The sequence below is a fragment of the Thiobacter sp. AK1 genome (genome assembly GCF_039822265.1).
Classification (GTDB): Bacteria; Pseudomonadota; Gammaproteobacteria; order Burkholderiales; family Thiobacteraceae; genus Thiobacter; species Thiobacter aerophilum.
In genome coordinates, this window is the sequence record NZ_JBAJEX010000002.1 from 154,027 (window position 1) to 169,128 (window position 15,102).

The 15,102-nt window shown below is 62.9% G+C and carries 10 protein-coding genes and 4 tRNA genes; 1 reads left to right on the forward strand and 13 read right to left on the reverse strand.

The window, feature by feature from the left end; translation table 11 throughout:
• Positions 1-35: 35 nt before the first annotated feature.
• The 13 genes from rpoC to V6E02_RS04185 form a co-directional block, all read right to left on the reverse strand.
• The gene (rpoC, locus tag V6E02_RS04125) at positions 36-4,238 is read right to left on the reverse strand and encodes a DNA-directed RNA polymerase subunit beta' (RefSeq protein ID WP_347307432.1); all 4,203 of its coding nucleotides are present in this window, start codon (positions 4,236-4,238) and stop codon (positions 36-38) included.
• Between the two features lie 80 nt (positions 4,239-4,318).
• Complete coding sequence (gene rpoB, locus V6E02_RS04130; protein ID WP_347307433.1) at positions 4,319-8,395, reverse strand: DNA-directed RNA polymerase subunit beta; 4,077 nt, start codon at positions 8,393-8,395, stop codon at positions 4,319-4,321.
• Between the two features lie 171 nt (positions 8,396-8,566).
• Positions 8,567-8,947: a 50S ribosomal protein L7/L12 gene (gene rplL / locus V6E02_RS04135; protein ID WP_347307435.1), complete on the reverse strand. Its 381-nt coding sequence runs from the start codon at positions 8,945-8,947 to the stop codon at positions 8,567-8,569.
• A gap of 35 nt (positions 8,948-8,982) precedes the next feature.
• Positions 8,983-9,507, reverse strand: a complete 525-nt coding sequence (gene rplJ / locus V6E02_RS04140; protein ID WP_347307436.1) for a 50S ribosomal protein L10 — start codon at positions 9,505-9,507, stop codon at positions 8,983-8,985.
• 353 nt (positions 9,508-9,860) lie between these two features.
• Positions 9,861-10,556: a 50S ribosomal protein L1 gene (gene rplA / locus V6E02_RS04145; protein ID WP_347307438.1), complete on the reverse strand. Its 696-nt coding sequence runs from the start codon at positions 10,554-10,556 to the stop codon at positions 9,861-9,863.
• A 1-nt stretch (position 10,557) separates the two neighbouring features.
• A complete protein-coding gene (gene rplK / locus V6E02_RS04150; RefSeq protein ID WP_347307440.1) occupies positions 10,558-10,989 on the reverse strand; it encodes a 50S ribosomal protein L11 in 432 nt (143 codons plus the stop codon).
• 105 nt (positions 10,990-11,094) lie between these two features.
• Entirely contained in the window at positions 11,095-11,628 is a 534-nt protein-coding gene (nusG, locus tag V6E02_RS04155) for a transcription termination/antitermination protein NusG (protein ID WP_347307442.1), read from the reverse strand.
• Entirely contained in the window at positions 11,628-11,984 is a 357-nt protein-coding gene (gene secE, locus V6E02_RS04160; protein WP_430626764.1) for a preprotein translocase subunit SecE, read from the reverse strand. The genes nusG and secE overlap by 1 nt, the downstream gene beginning before the upstream one ends.
• 75 nt (positions 11,985-12,059) lie before the next feature.
• A tRNA-Trp gene (locus tag V6E02_RS04165) sits at positions 12,060-12,135 on the reverse strand.
• Between the two features lie 88 nt (positions 12,136-12,223).
• The gene (tuf, locus tag V6E02_RS04170; RefSeq protein ID WP_347307428.1) at positions 12,224-13,414 is read right to left on the reverse strand and encodes an elongation factor Tu; all 1,191 of its coding nucleotides are present in this window, start codon (positions 13,412-13,414) and stop codon (positions 12,224-12,226) included.
• Between the two features lie 35 nt (positions 13,415-13,449).
• Positions 13,450-13,524, reverse strand: a tRNA-Thr gene (locus V6E02_RS04175).
• 103 nt (positions 13,525-13,627) lie between these two features.
• Positions 13,628-13,701, reverse strand: a tRNA-Gly gene (locus V6E02_RS04180).
• A gap of 73 nt (positions 13,702-13,774) precedes the next feature.
• A tRNA-Tyr gene (locus tag V6E02_RS04185) sits at positions 13,775-13,860 on the reverse strand.
• Positions 13,861-13,984: 124 nt separating this feature from the next.
• Between V6E02_RS04185 and rfaQ the strand changes: the two genes are divergently transcribed.
• Positions 13,985-15,100, forward strand: coding sequence for a putative lipopolysaccharide heptosyltransferase III (gene rfaQ / locus V6E02_RS04190; protein ID WP_347307445.1), 1,116 nt, complete (start codon positions 13,985-13,987; stop codon positions 15,098-15,100).
• The last annotated feature ends 2 nt before the right edge of the window (positions 15,101-15,102 follow it).

The following is a 15,102-nucleotide window of genomic DNA, read 5'->3' on the forward strand; positions in this document are numbered from 1 at the left end:
GAGAGCCCCCGGACGGTTGTCAACCACCAGGGCGCTTACGCCACCTCCTCCTGGCCGGCACCGCCGCCCTCCTCGGCCAGGGTGATTTCGGTGGTGCCGCTAGCGGCATCCAACCCAAGCTTCTGACGCTTGCGGTTGTTGTGGTAGGCGAGCCCAGTGCCCGCCGGGATGAGGCGGCCCACGATGACGTTCTCTTTGAGGCCACGCAGCTCGTCGCGCTTGCCCATGATCGCCGCCTCGGTAAGCACACGAGTGGTCTCCTGGAAGGAGGCCGCCGAGATGAAGGAGTCGGTGGACAGCGAGGCCTTGGTGATGCCCAGCAGCACGTACTCGAAGCTCGCCGGACGCTTGCCCTCGGCGATGACGCGATCGTTCTCCTCCAGCACCTCGGCTCGTTCCACTTGCTCGCCCTGAATGAACCGAGTATCGCCTGGATCGGTGATGTTCACCCGGCGCAGCATCTGCCGCACGATCACCTCGATGTGCTTATCATTGATGCGCACGCCCTGCAGGCGATAGACGTCCTGCACCTCGTCCGTGATGTAACGGGCGAGCGCTTCCACGCCCAGCAGACGCAGGATGTCGTGGGGGTCGGCCGGGCCATCGACGATGGTCTCGCCTTTGTTAACCACCTGACCTTCATGGACGGTGACGTGCTTGTCCTTGGGAATCAGGTACTCGTGGGCCACGCCATCCAGATCGGTAATGATGAGACGCTGTTTGCCCTTGGTGTCCTTGCCGAAGGAAACGGTGCCCGTGACCTCGGCCAACAGGCCCGCGTCCTTGGGCGAACGGGCTTCGAACAGTTCGGCCACCCGCGGCAAACCGCCGGTGATGTCGCGCGTCTTGGAAGTCTCCTGGGGAATGCGCGCCAGCACCTCGCCCACGGCCACTTCCTGGCCGTCCTTGACCGTGATGATGGCGCCCACCGGGAAGCTGATGTTGACCGGCGTCTCCGAGTTCGCAAGCTTCACTTCCCGGCCCTCGGGGTCGATCAGCTTGACCTGGGGCCGCAGTCCCTTGGCCGCCGTGCCACGCCGCTTGGGATCGATCACCACCAGGGTGGACAGGCCGGTGACCTCGTCGATCTGCTTGGCGACGGTGACGCCTTCCTCCACGTTCTCGAAGCGCACCTTGCCGGCGTACTCGGTGATGATGGGACGGGTATGGGGGTCCCAGGTGGCCACGACCTTGCCCGCCTTGACCGCGTTGCCGTCCAGCACGTGCAGGGTCGCGCCGTAGGGGACCTTGTGCCGCTCGCGCTCGCGGCCGGAATCGTCCTGCACCAGGATCTCGCCGGTGCGGGAGATGACCACCTGTTCGCCGCGGGCATTGGTGACGTAGCGCATGGTGGGACCGAAGCGCACGGTGCCGTTGGATTTGACTTCGATTTGGCTGGCCACCGCGGCACGCGAAGCCGCGCCGCCGATATGGAAGGTGCGCATGGTGAGCTGGGTGCCCGGCTCGCCGATGGACTGGGCGGCGATCACGCCCACCGCCTCGCCTACCGCCACCAGGCTGCCGCGCGCCAGGTCGCGGCCATAGCACTGAGCGCACAGACCCCAACGGGTTTCGCAGGTGAGGGGCGTGCGTACCTTCACCTCGTCCACACCCGCCGCCTCGATCATGTCCACCAGGTCCTCGTTGAGCAGGGTGCCGGCGCGCACCAGCACGGCTCCGTTGTCCGGGCTTAGGATGTCGGTCGCTGCCACGCGGCCCAGGATGCGCTCCCGCAGCGGCTCGACCACCTCGCCCCCTTCAATGAGCGCCTTCATGGCCACCCCGTTTTCCGTACCGCAGTCCTGCTCGGTGATCACCAGGTCCTGGGTCACGTCCACCAGACGGCGCGTCAGGTAGCCGGAGTTGGCGGTCTTGAGCGCGGTATCGGCCAGACCCTTGCGGGCCCCATGGGTGGAAATGAAGTACTGCAGCACGTTTAAGCCTTCGCGGAAGTTTGCGGTGATGGGCGTTTCGATGATGGAGCCGTCCGGCTTGGCCATCAGCCCGCGCATGCCGGCAAGCTGGCGGATTTGGGCAGCCGAACCCCGCGCGCCCGAGTCTGCCATCATGTAGATGGAATTGAAGGATTCCTGCTTGACCTTGTTGCCTTCGCGGTCGATCACTTCCTCGCTGCCCAACTGTTCCATCATGGCCTTGGCCACTAGGTCGCCGGCGCGGCCCCAGATGTCCACCACCTTGTTGTAGCGCTCGCCCTGGGTGACGAGGCCGGACGCGTACTGGCGCTCGATCTCCTTCACTTCCTCTTCGGCGGCGGCGATGATGGCCTGTTTCTCCTGGGGCACCAGCATGTCGTCCACGCAGAAGGAAATGCCCGCACGCGCAGCAAAGGAAAAGCCGGTGTACATGAGCTTGTCGGCCAGAATGACGGTCTCACGCAGCCCCACCCGCCGGAAGCTGGCGTTGATCAGCTTGGAGATTTCCTTCTTCTTGAGCGTCTTGTTGACGAACTCGAAGGGCAATCCCGGCGGCAGCAAGTCCGAAAGCAGGGCGCGGCCTACGGTGGTGTTGTAGCGGGTGAGCTTTTCGATCTTCTCGCCGTCGGCACCGATCTCGTATTCCTTGATGCGCACCGTGATGCGCGCGTGCAAATCCACCTGGCGCGTTTCGTAGGCGCGCGAGACTTCCGCCACGTCGGCGAAGTACATGCCTTCGCCGCGGGCATTGATGCGCTCGCGCGTCATGTAGTAGAGGCCCAGCACGATGTCCTGGGAAGGCACGATGATGGGGTCGCCATTGGCGGGCGAGAGCACGTTGTTGGAGGACAGCATCAGGGTGCGCGCCTCCATTTGCGCCTCCAGCGAGAGGGGCACGTGCACCGCCATCTGGTCACCGTCGAAGTCGGCGTTGAAGGCTGCGCACACCAGGGGGTGCAGCTGGATTGCCTTGCCCTCGATCAGCACCGGCTCGAAGGCCTGAATGCCCAGCCGGTGCAGCGTGGGTGCCCGGTTGAGCAACACCGGATGCTCCCGGATCACTTCTTCCAGGATGTCCCACACTTCCGGGGTTTCCTGTTCCACCATGCGCTTGGCGGCCTTGATGGTGGTGGCCAGGCCCATCACTTCCAGCTTGTGGAAGATGAAGGGTTTGAATAGCTCCAGCGCCATCTTCTTGGGCAAGCCACACTGGTGCAGCTTGAGCTGCGGGCCAACCACGATCACCGAGCGGCCGGAGTAATCCACGCGCTTACCCAACAGGTTCTGGCGGAAGCGGCCACCTTTGCCCTTGATCATGTCGGCCAGGGACTTGAGCGGCCGCTTGTTGGCGCCGGTCATAGCCTTGCCGCGGCGACCATTGTCCAGCAGGGAATCCACCGCTTCTTGCAGCATGCGCTTTTCGTTGCGGACGATGATTTCCGGTGCCTTGAGCTCTAGCAGGCGTTTGAGGCGATTGTTGCGGTTGATCACCCGCCGGTAGAGGTCGTTCAGGTCGGAGGTGGCAAAGCGGCCGCCGTCCAGCGGCACCAGGGGACGCAGCTCCGGCGGCAGCACCGGCAGCACCTCGAGGATCATCCACTCGGGGCGCACACCGGAACGCTGGAAGGCCTCCAGCACCTTGAGACGCTTAGCGATCTTCTTCAGCTTGGTGTCGGAGCCAGTGGTCGCGAGCTCGGCGCGCAGCTTCTCCACTTCGCTGTTGATGTCGATGGCGCGCAGCAGGTCACGGATGCCTTCCGCCCCCATGGCCGCCCTGAACTCGTCGCCGTATTCCTCGACCTTGGCCAGATAGTCGTCCTCGGTCAACAACTGGCCTCGGTTCAAGGGTGTCATACCCGGTTCCACCACCACGTAGGCCTCGAAGTAGAGCACACGCTCGATATCCCGCAGCGGCATGTCCAGCACCATGCCCAGACGCGAGGGCAGAGACTTGAGAAACCAGATGTGAGCCACTGGGCTCGCCAGCTCGATGTGGCCCATGCGCTCGCGGCGCACCTTGGAGAGGGTCACCTCGACGCCGCATTTCTCGCAGATCACGCCGCGGTGCTTGAGGCGCTTGTACTTGCCGCACAAGCACTCGTAGTCCTTCACTGGCCCGAAGATCTTGGCGCAGAACAGGCCATCCCGCTCCGGCTTGAAGGTGCGGTAATTGATGGTCTCGGGCTTCTTCACTTCACCATAGGACCAGGAGCGGATCTTATCCGGGGACGCAAGGGCGATGCGGATCGCGTCGAATTCCTCTTCCTGGGTGACGTGTTTGAATAAATCGAGCAGTGCTTTCATATAACCTCCGTGAGGAGTGAGGCGCCGGTTGGCTCGCTTCGGACGGCTGCTTGCGCGTGCCCCCCGGTCACCTCACCAAATCAGTCGCGCTCCAGATCGATGTCGATGGCCAGGGACCGGATTTCCTTCACCAGCACGTTGAAGGACTCGGGCATGCCTGCGTCGATCCTGTGGTCACCCTTGACGATGTTTTCGTACATCTTGGTGCGGCCGTTGACGTCGTCGGACTTGACCGTGAGCATTTCCTGCAAGGTGTAGGCAGCACCATAGGCCTCCAGCGCCCACACCTCCATTTCGCCGAAACGCTGGCCACCGAACTGGGCCTTGCCGCCCAGGGGCTGCTGGGTGACCAGGGAGTAGGGACCGGTGGAACGCGCGTGCATCTTGTCGTCCACCAGGTGGTGCAGCTTCAGCATGTGCATGTAGCCCACGGTGACGGGCCGCTCGAAGGGCTCGCCGGTGCGGCCATCATAGAGCGTGACCTGGCCGGAGCGGGGCAGTCCCGCCAGCTCCAGCATGTCTTTGATTTCCTCCTCGGTCGCGCCGTCGAACACTGGCGAGGCGAAGGGCACGCCGTCACGCAGGTTCACCGCCAGCTCGACGATCTCCTTGTCGGTGAGGGCATTAAGGTCCTCCGGGCGGCCGGTGCGGTTGTAGATCTTTTCCAGATACTTGCGCAACTGGGCCACGGTGAGGTTCTGCGCATCTTCCAGCATTTTGGCGATTTGCTGGCCCAAGCCCTTGGCCGCCCAGCCTAGGTGAGTCTCCAGGATCTGGCCCACGTTCATACGGGAGGGCACGCCCAGGGGATTGAGCACGATGTCCACCGGCGTGCCGTCTTCCATGTAGGGCATGTCTTCCACCGGCACGATCTTGGAAATCACGCCCTTGTTGCCGTGTCGGCCCGCCATCTTGTCCCCGGGCTGCAGCCGCCGCTTGACGGCCAGATAGACCTTAACCATCTTGAGCACGCCCGGAGGCAGCTCGTCGCCGGAGGTGAGCTTTTTCTTCTTCTCGGCGAACATCTGGTCGAACTCGCGCCGCTTGGCGTCCAGACTTTCCTTGAGCAGCTCGAGCTGGGTGGCAGCTTCCTCGTTGGCCAGCCGGATGTCGAACCAGTCATAGCGCCCGATCTCCGACAGGTAGCTCTTGGTGATCTTGCTGCCCTTGGCGAGCTTCTTCGGTCCGCCGTTGGCCACCTTGCCGATCAGCAGGCGCTCAATGCGGCCGAAGGTGTCCTCCTCGACGATGCGCATGCGGTCGGCGAGATCCTTCTTGTACTCCTTGAGCATGTCCTCGATGATCTGCGCCGCGCGCTTGTCGCGCTCGATACCCTCGCGCGTGAACACTTGCACGTCGATCACCGTGCCGGACATGCCGGACGGCACACGCAGACTGGTGTCCTTCACGTCCGAGGCCTTTTCGCCGAAGATGGCGCGTAGCAGTTTCTCCTCCGGCGTGAGCTGGGTCTCGCCCTTGGGCGTGACCTTGCCCACCAGGACGTCCCCCGCCTGCACCTCGGCACCGATATAGACGATGCCGGATTCATCCAGGCGCGAGGCCATGCGCTCGGACAAGTTGGGAATGTCGCGCGTGATCTCCTCGGGACCCAGCTTGGTGTCGCGCGCCACCACGGACAGCTCTTCGATGTGGATGGAGGTATAGCGGTCCTCGGCCACCACCCGCTCGTTGATCAGGATGGAGTCCTCGAAGTTGTAGCCGTTCCAGGGCATGAAGGCCACGAACATGTTCTGCCCCAGCGCCAGCTCGCCGGTATCGGTGGACGCGCCATCCGCGATCACGTCGCCGCGGCTGATCACATCACCGATCTTCACCAGCGGTCGCTGGTTGATGTTGGTGTTCTGGTTGGACCGGGTGAACTTGGTCAGGCTGTAGATGTCCACGCCCACCTCGCCTGGCGCCGTTTCGTCGTCGTTGACACGCACCACGATACGAGTGGCGTCCACGTAATCCACCACGCCGCCGCGCGTGGCGGTGACGACGGTGCCGGAATCGACCGCAGCGGTACGCTCGATGCCGGTTCCCACCAGCGGTTTCTCCGGCCGCAAGCAGGGGACGGCCTGGCGCTGCATGTTGGAGCCCATCAGGGCGCGGTTGGCGTCGTCATGCTCCAGGAAGGGAATCAGCGAGGCCGCCACCGACACGATCTGCGCCGGTGCCACGTCCATGTATTGCACATTCTCCCGCGGCGCCATGGTGAACTCGTTCCAGTGACGGCAGGAGACGAATTCCTCCTTGAAACGTCCCTGCTTGTCCAGCTCGGCATTTGCCTGGGCGATCACGTACTGGCCTTCCTCGATGGCGGACAAGTACTCAATCTCGTCGGTCACCTTGCCGTTGACCACCTTGCGGTAGGGTGTCTCCAGGAAGCCGTACTCGTTGGTGCGAGCATAGAGTGCAAGCGAGTTGATCAGGCCGATGTTGGGACCTTCCGGCGTTTCGATGGGACACACCCGGCCGTAATGGGTCGGGTGGACGTCACGCACCTCGAAGCCGGCACGTTCGCGGGTGAGGCCGCCCGGGCCTAGGGCGGAGACGCGCCGCTTGTGGGTGATCTCGGACAGCGGGTTGGTCTGGTCCATGAACTGAGAAAGCTGGCTCGAGCCGAAGAACTCCTTCACCGCCCCCGATACCGGCTTGGCGTTGATCAGGTCATGGGGCATCAGGTTTTCCGATTCGGCCTGGGCCAGACGCTCGCGCACGGCGCGTTCCACACGCACCAGGCCGGCGCGGAACTGGTTCTCCGCCAGCTCGCCAACGGAACGCACGCGCCGGTTACCCAGATGGTCAATGTCGTCGATCTCGCCGCGGCCATTGCGCAGCTCCACCAGCAGGTTGATCACCTGCACGATGTCTTCCGGGGTCAAGGTGCCGGGACCGGTGAGTTCGGTTCGACCCACGCGGCGGTTGAACTTCATCCGTCCCACTTTGGACAGGTCGTAGGTCTCCTCGGAGAAGAACAGGCGGTTGAACAACGCCTCCACCGCTTCCTCGGTGGGCGGCTCGCCCGGACGCATCATGCGGTAGATCGCCACCCGCGCCGCCATCATGTCGGCGGTCTCGTCGATGCGCAGCGTCTGAGAAATGTATGGGCCGTGGTCGAGATCGTTGATGTAGAGGGTCTGGATGCTGTCGATGCCGGCATCCAGCAGCTTGTTCAACACCTCCTCGGTGATCTCGTCGTTGGCACGAGCGATGAGCTCGCCGGTTTCCTTGTCTATCACATTGGTCGCGAGCACGCGGCCGATCAAAAAGTCCTCGGGGACGACGATCTTCTTCAGGCCCGCGGCTTCCATCTCGCGGATGTGCTTGACGGTGATGCGCTTGTCCTTGGGCACGATGACCTTGCCCTTGGCAGTGATATCGAAGCGGGCCACTTCCCCGCGCAGGCGCTCCGGCACCAATTCGAACTCGATGCCCTTCTTGCCGAGATGGAAGGTGTCGAACTGAAAGAAAATCTGCAGGATCTGCTCCGGCGTGTAGCCCAGCGCCTTGAGCAGGATGGTCACCGGCATCTTGCGTCGGCGATCGACCCGGAAATACAGGTAATCCTTGGGATCGAACTCGAAGTCCAGCCAGGAGCCGCGGTACGGGATGATGCGGCCCGAGAACAACAGCTTGCCCGAGGAATGGGTCTTGCCGCGATCGTGCTCGAAGAAGACCCCGGGCGAGCGATGCAGCTGGGAGACGATCACCCGCTCGGTACCATTGATGATGAAGGAGCCGTTATTGGTCATGAGCGGGATCTCGCCCATGTACACTTCCTGCTCCTTGGCCTCCTTGATGGTGGGCTTGGAAGCCTCGCGGTCCATGATCACCAGGCGCACTTTAACCCGCAGCGGTGCGGCATAGGTCAGTCCCCGCTGCTGACACTCCTTCACGTCGAACGGAGGATCGCCCAGGGTGTAGCTCACGTATTCGAGGCGGGCATTGCCGGAGTGGGACACGATCGGGAAAATGGAGCGGAACGCCGCTTCTAGACCCTCCACCTTGCGCTCGCCGGGGGGCACGCCCTCCTGCAGGAAGGCGCGGTAGGAATCCAGCTGCGTAGCGAGCAGATACGGCACGTCGAGCACGCTGGCGCGCTTGGCGAAGCTCTTGCGGATACGTTTCTTCTCGGCGAATGAGTAGGTCATGGCATCTCCGGTCTAGAAAGCGGAAATCGGCCCGGGCGGGCAGCCCGGCGAAATCACAAGTGAGCGGACGGCATCCGCTCAGTTCTGACCTCGATTGCGGAATCGGCCTCCAGAAGCGCCAAAAGGCTGGCGGCCCTCACGGGCTGCCAGCCAGTCGCCATCAAGCCGCGCTTACTTGATTTCGCAAGTGGCGCCGGCTTCCTGGAGCTGTTTTGCGATCGCTTCGGCTTCCGCCTTGGGGATCCCTTCCTTCACGGGTTTCGGGGCACCGTCCACCAGGTCCTTGGCCTCCTTCAGGCCCAGGCCAGTAATGGCACGCACCACCTTGATCACTTCCACCTTCTTCTCACCCGCTGCGGTCAGCATCACGGTGAAATCAGTCTTCTCTTCGGCGGGTGCGGCCCCACCGGCAGCAGGCGCAGCGGCCACGGCCACGGCGGTGGCAGCGGCGGACACGCCGAATTTTTCTTCCATTTCCTTGATGAGCTCGGACAACTCCAGCACGCTCATGTTGGCAATGGCATCGAGGATTTCAGCTTTGGATACGGCCATGATGTTCTCCAGTCGAAACACGAAAAGGGGTTGGTTCAAGCAGCCTGTTTACTGTCACGCACGGCAGCCAGCGTCCGCACGAAGCGCGCCGGCACCTCGTTGAGGGTGCGCACGAACTGCGCGATCGGCGCCTGCATGGTGCCCAGGAGTTTGGCGAGCAATTCTTCGCGCGAGGGCAGGGCGGCAAGACTCGCCACCTCCCGTGGGCCCATGACCGTGTTGGGCATCGCACCCCCCTTGATCACGAGCTTTTCGTTGCCCTTGGCAAACTCGTTGAGCACCTTGGCGGCAGCCACCGGATCGGCGGAAATCGCGAACGCGAGCGGTCCCACCATTTTCTCCGCCAGGGGAGCAAACGGCGTGTCCGCCACGGCGCGGCGCGCCAGCGTGTTCTTCAGCACGCGGAAGTAGACACCCGCCTTGCGCGCCTGTGCCCGCAGGGCGGTCATGTCTCCCGCTTCCAGGCCGCGGTATTCAGCCAGGATGATGGCCTGGGCCCGCGCCACCTGGGCGCTCACCTCGGCCACCACTTCCTGCTTTTTCTCCATGTTGAGAGCCACGGTCTTACTCCTTACGTCGAATGCGGCCGGTATTGCACCGCGAATCGGCGACCTTCCGATAGGAGAACATCTGTAAAAGAACGATCATCCTGTCTTGGGTACGCCATCTGCGTAGGGTCCAGAAGACAGAGGCCAAAAGCCGAGGCAGAGAAACCTCTTGACCATTGAGCTTCCGTCGCCGGCATTAAGCCCTTGCGGGCGCCTACGGTCTTTGATAACCCCGTTCACCCAACCTGACCGCCCATCCCCGCCGGTTACCGGAGTTGCGCTCGGTAACCGGCGGAGAGGTGGCGGCCGGCTAAGTGACCGGGCCCAAAGCACTTACATGCCCCCCCAAGGAAGGAGGGAAAAGTTCAGGTCGTCAAAGAAGCCTGATCCACCTTCACGCCGACCCCCATGGTGCTGGAGATGGCAATCTTTTTCAGATATACACCCTTGGCAGCGGCGGGTTTGGCCTTGTTGAGGGCATCCACCAGCGCCAGCAGGTTGGCCTTGAGGTCCTGCGGAGCAAAGGAGGCGCGGCCGATGGTGCAGTGGACGATGCCCGCCTTGTCCGTCCGGTACTGCACCTGGCCCGCCTTGGCGTTTTTCACCGCCTCGGCCACGTTGGGCGTCACTGTCCCCACCTTGGGGTTGGGCATGAGACCGCGGGGACCAAGGATCTGACCCAGCTGCCCCACCACGCGCATGGAATCCGGCGTGGCGATGACCACGTCGAAGTCCATGCGGCCTTCCTTGATCTGGGCGGCGAGATCATCGAAGCCGACGATGTCAGCCCCTGCCTCGCGGGCGGCATCGGCCGCCGCGCCCTGGGCGAACACCGCCACACGCACGGTCTTGCCGGTGCCCTTGGGCAGCACGATGGAGCCGCGCACCAGCTGGTCGGATTTGCGTGCATCCACGCCCAGATTGACAGCCACATCCACGGACTCGTCGAACTTTGCGGTAGCGGTTTCCTTCACCAGCTTCAGTGCCTCGTCCACTGGATAGATCTTATTGCGGTCCACCTTGGCCAGGATGGCCTGACGGCGTTTGGAAAGCTTGGCCATGTCACAACCCCTCCACTTCGATGCCCATGCTGCGGGCGCTGCCGGCGATAGTGCGCACCGCGGCCTCCAGATCAGCAGCGGTGAGATCCGGCATTTTCATCTTGGCGATTTCCTCGGCCTGACCGCGGGTGATGCGGCCCACCTTGTCGGTGTGGGGTTTGGACGAGCCCTTCTCCACCTTGGCCGCTTTCTTCAATAGCACGCTGGCTGGCGGCGTCTTCATCACGAAGGTGAAGGACTTGTCTGCGTAGGCGGTGATCACCACGGGGATCGGCAGGCCCGGTTCCATGCCCTGGGTCTGGGCATTGAAGGCCTTGCAGAATTCCATGATGTTCAGACCGCGCTGGCCCAGCGCGGGACCGATGGGAGGCGAGGGATTGGCCTTGCCCGCCGGCACCTGCAGCTTGATGTAGCCGACGATTTTCTTTGCCATGCTGGCTTCCTTTCCTTAGAGTGAGTGCGAACGCGCGGTCGGTGGTCCTACTGGCGCTCCTCGTGCCGGAATCAGGGCTTCCGGCGGGCCCGCATCACGACGGGCTCAGGCCTTCTCCACCTGGCTGAAGTCCAGTTCGACCGGGGTGGAACGGCCGAAGATCATGACCGACACCCTGAGCTTGTTCTTGTCGTAGTTGACCTCTTCCACATTGCCATGGAAATCGGTGAACGGCCCCTCGGTGACACGCACCGCCTCGCCCACCTCAAACAGCACTTTGGGCCGGGGCTTCTCCACCCCTTCTTGCATCTGGTGCAGCAGCGCCTGGACTTCCTTCTCGCTGATGGGTGTGGGCTTAGCCGCGGACCCCCCGACGAAACCGGTGACCTTGGGCACGCTCTTCACCAGGTGCCAGGTGGCATCGTTCATTTCCATTTCCACCAGCACGTAGCCCGGGAAGAATTTGCGCTCGCTGGTGCGCTTCTGACCGCCCTTCATCTCGACCACTTCCTCCACCGGCACCAGGATCTGGCCGAACTTGTCCTCCATGTGCTCGCGCTTGATGCGTTCTTCGAGGGCGCGCTTGACGCTCTTCTCGAAGCCGGAGTAGGTGTGCACCACATACCAGCGTTTGGCCATCAGCTTCCCCGTTCCATCAACATGCGCAGAATCGCACCCAGCGAGGCATCCACCACGAAAATGAACAGCGCCATCAACACCACGAACACGAACACCACGCCGGTGGTTTGCATGGCCTCCTTGCGGGTGGGCCAGACCACGCGCTTGGCCTCGGCGACAGACTCGCGGGCAAAGGCCACGAACTGGCGGCCAGGCGCAGTAAACCACGCCACCAGCGCCGCTGCCGCCACACCCCCCACCACCGCCAGCACGCGCAGCGCCATCGGCTTGCTGGCCAACGCATAAAAGCCGGTCAGCCCCGCCACCACGAGCAAGGCCGCCAGGGCCAGTTTGAGTTTGTCCGCCATGGATCCCATCAGGGTTTACCCCGGGTCGGTGGCACCAGGCGACCGACCGCCGTCATGTCGCACCGGCGGCAATGCCGGTGTGTCTGGCAGGCCAGGAGGGTCTCGAACCCCCAACCTGCGGTTTTGGAGACCGCCGCTCTGCCAATTGAGCTACTGGCCTAATTCGCTTCTGAATCGCGCGTTTCGCGTTTGGAGCGGCGAGCCGGCAGCCAAGGCGCCAACACCGAACGCGAACCGGCTCACCACCGTTATTCAATGATCTTCGACACCACGCCGGCGCCCACGGTGCGGCCGCCTTCGCGAATCGCAAAACGCAACCCCTCTTCCATGGCAATCGGCTGGATTAAGCTCACCGTGATCTGCACGTTGTCACCCGGCATCACCATCTCCACACCCGCCGGCAACTCCACCGCACCCGTCACGTCCGTCGTCCGAAAATAAAACTGCGGACGATAGCCATTGAAAAACGGCGTATGACGCCCACCCTCTTCCTTCGACAACACATAAATCTCAGCCGTAAACTTGGTGTGCGGCGTAATCGTCCCAGGCTTGGCCAACACCTGACCACGCTCCACTTCCTCACGCTTCGTCCCACGCAGCAGCACACCCACGTTATCCCCAGCTTGCCCCTGGTCCAACAGCTTGCGGAACATCTCCACACCCGTCACCGTGGTCTTCTGGGTCGGACGCAAACCCACAATCTCCACCTCATCACCCACCTTGACCACACCACGCTCCACACGCCCCGTCACCACCGTGCCACGACCCGAAATCGAAAACACATCCTCAATCGGCATCAAAAACGGCTGGTCAATCGCTCGCACCGGGTCCGGAATATAATTGTCCAGCGCATCCGCTAACTTCAAAATCGACGGCTCACCAATCTCGCTCTGATCCCCCTCCAACGCCTTCAGCGCCGACCCCACAATAATCGGCGTGTCGTCCCCAGGAAAATCATACTTGGACAACAACTCCCGCACTTCCATCTCAACCAGCTCCAAAAGCTCGGGATCGTCCACCATGTCCGCCTTGTTCAAATACACCACAATGTACGGCACCCCCACCTGACGCGCCAACAAAATATGCTCCCGCGTCTGCGGCATCGGACCATCCGCCGCCGATACCACCAAAATGGCACCATCCATCTGCGCCGCACCCGTAATCATGTTCTTCACATAGTCCGCATGACCCGGACAGTCCACATGCGCATAGTGCCGCTTCGCCGTCTCATACTCCACATGCGCCGTGTTGATCGTAATACCACGCGCCTTCTCCTCCGGCGCCGAGTCAATCTCATCATACTTCTTCGCCTCACCACCAAACTTCTTCGCCAAAATCGTGGTGATCGCCGCCGTCAAAGTGGTCTTGCCATGGTCCACATGACCAATCGTCCCCACATTCACATGCGGCTTCTTACGCTCAAACTTTTCCTTTGCCATGATCGCTTTCCTCTTGACGAGAATGACTCAATACCTGGTGCCCATGACGTGGATCGAACACGTGGCCTCTCCCTTACCAAGGGAGTGCTCTACCACTGAGCTACATGGGCATGAGACCTGGACTGCCCGGGGCCGGTTTGGCCGAGCCACCGTTGATGGGTGCTGCGCCCCAGTCCGGCCAATACCCAAATGGACCGGGCCCCCCTTGGGTATTGGAGCGGGTGAAGGGAATCGAACCCTCGTCTTAAGCTTGGAAGGCTTCTGCTCTACCATTGAGCTACACCCGCGAAGGCGGTATCCCGGCCCGACTTGACGGTCGACTGAACGGTCGAAGCGAGGCTCCCAATCTTGCCGAAAACCTGGTGGAGGGGGAAGGATTCGAACCTTCGAAGGCGTAAGCCGTCAGATTTACAGTCTGATCCCTTTGACCGCTCGGGAACCCCTCCGAACGAAACCCGCGATTATGCCGCCAAGCCCTTAGGCTGTCAAATGAAGCACTAGACAGCCCCCCAACCTGCTAGACGTCCAGGCAATTTCCCTTCGCGCAGGGAGTTTGCTATCGTGCCGGCCATGGCCGTGCCCGTCTTGCCGTCTTTTCTTCCCCTCCCGGATGACGCCATCGACCTGGAACGCCTGCGGCGCGTGCTGGTCATCAAGCTCCGCCACCTGGGCGATGTGCTCCTTACCAGCCCGGTATTCAGCGTGCTGGCCCGACGGGCGCCCCATTTGGAACTGGACGCCCTGGTCTATCGTGACTGCGCCGTGATGCTCGAGGGACACCCCGCCATCACCCATATCCACACGATAGACAAGCGCTGGAAAACCCTGCCCCCAGCCACCCGGCTGCGGGCGGAATGGAGCTTGCTAAAAGCCCTCAAGGCACGCCGCTACGACCTGGTCATCCACCTCACGGAACACCCACGTGGCGCTTGGCTTGCGCGCCTGACAGGCGCCCGTTATGGCGTCGCTCGCCAGCGACCCGGGCGCTTCTGGCGGGGTAGTTTCAGCCACCTCTATCCGTGGCTGGCCGGCAATCGCCGTCACACCGTCGAATTGCACCTGGACGCCCTGCGTCGCATCGGCATCCAGCCGCAACCCCATGAGCGGGGGCTCACCTTCGTGCCGGGGGCAGAAGCAGAAGCTGCCGTCGATGCGCTTTTGGCTGCACACGGCCTGACCCGAGGCGGCTTCCTGGTTTTTCATCCAGGCTCGCGCTGGTGGTTCAAGACCTGGCCTGCGGGTCAGGCGGCGCAGCTCGTGGACGGGCTTGCCGCGCGCGGCTGGCCAGTGGTGCTGACCGCCGCACCCGAGCCGGCGGAGCGGGCGTTCCTCGCTCAGGTGCGCGCCCTGAGCGCCGCCCCGGTGGTGGATTTGGGCGGGCACCTCGGCCTCAAGGAGTTGGGCGCCCTGATCGGGCGCGCCCGGCTGTTCATCGGCATGGATTCGGCCCCCATGCACCTTTCGGCGGCCATGGGCACGCCCACGGTGGCCCTGTTCGGTCCCAGCGGGGAGCGGGAGTGGGGGCCCTGGGGCGTGCCCAGCCGAATTCTGACCTCAGCCCACTCCTGTCGGCCCTGCGGCCAGGATGGCTGTGGTAGCGGCAAAGTGAGCGAGTGCTTGCTGTCAATTGAGCCCCAGCTCGTGCTGGAAGCAGTGGAGGAACTCGTCTGCTGTGGCGACGGCTAGCC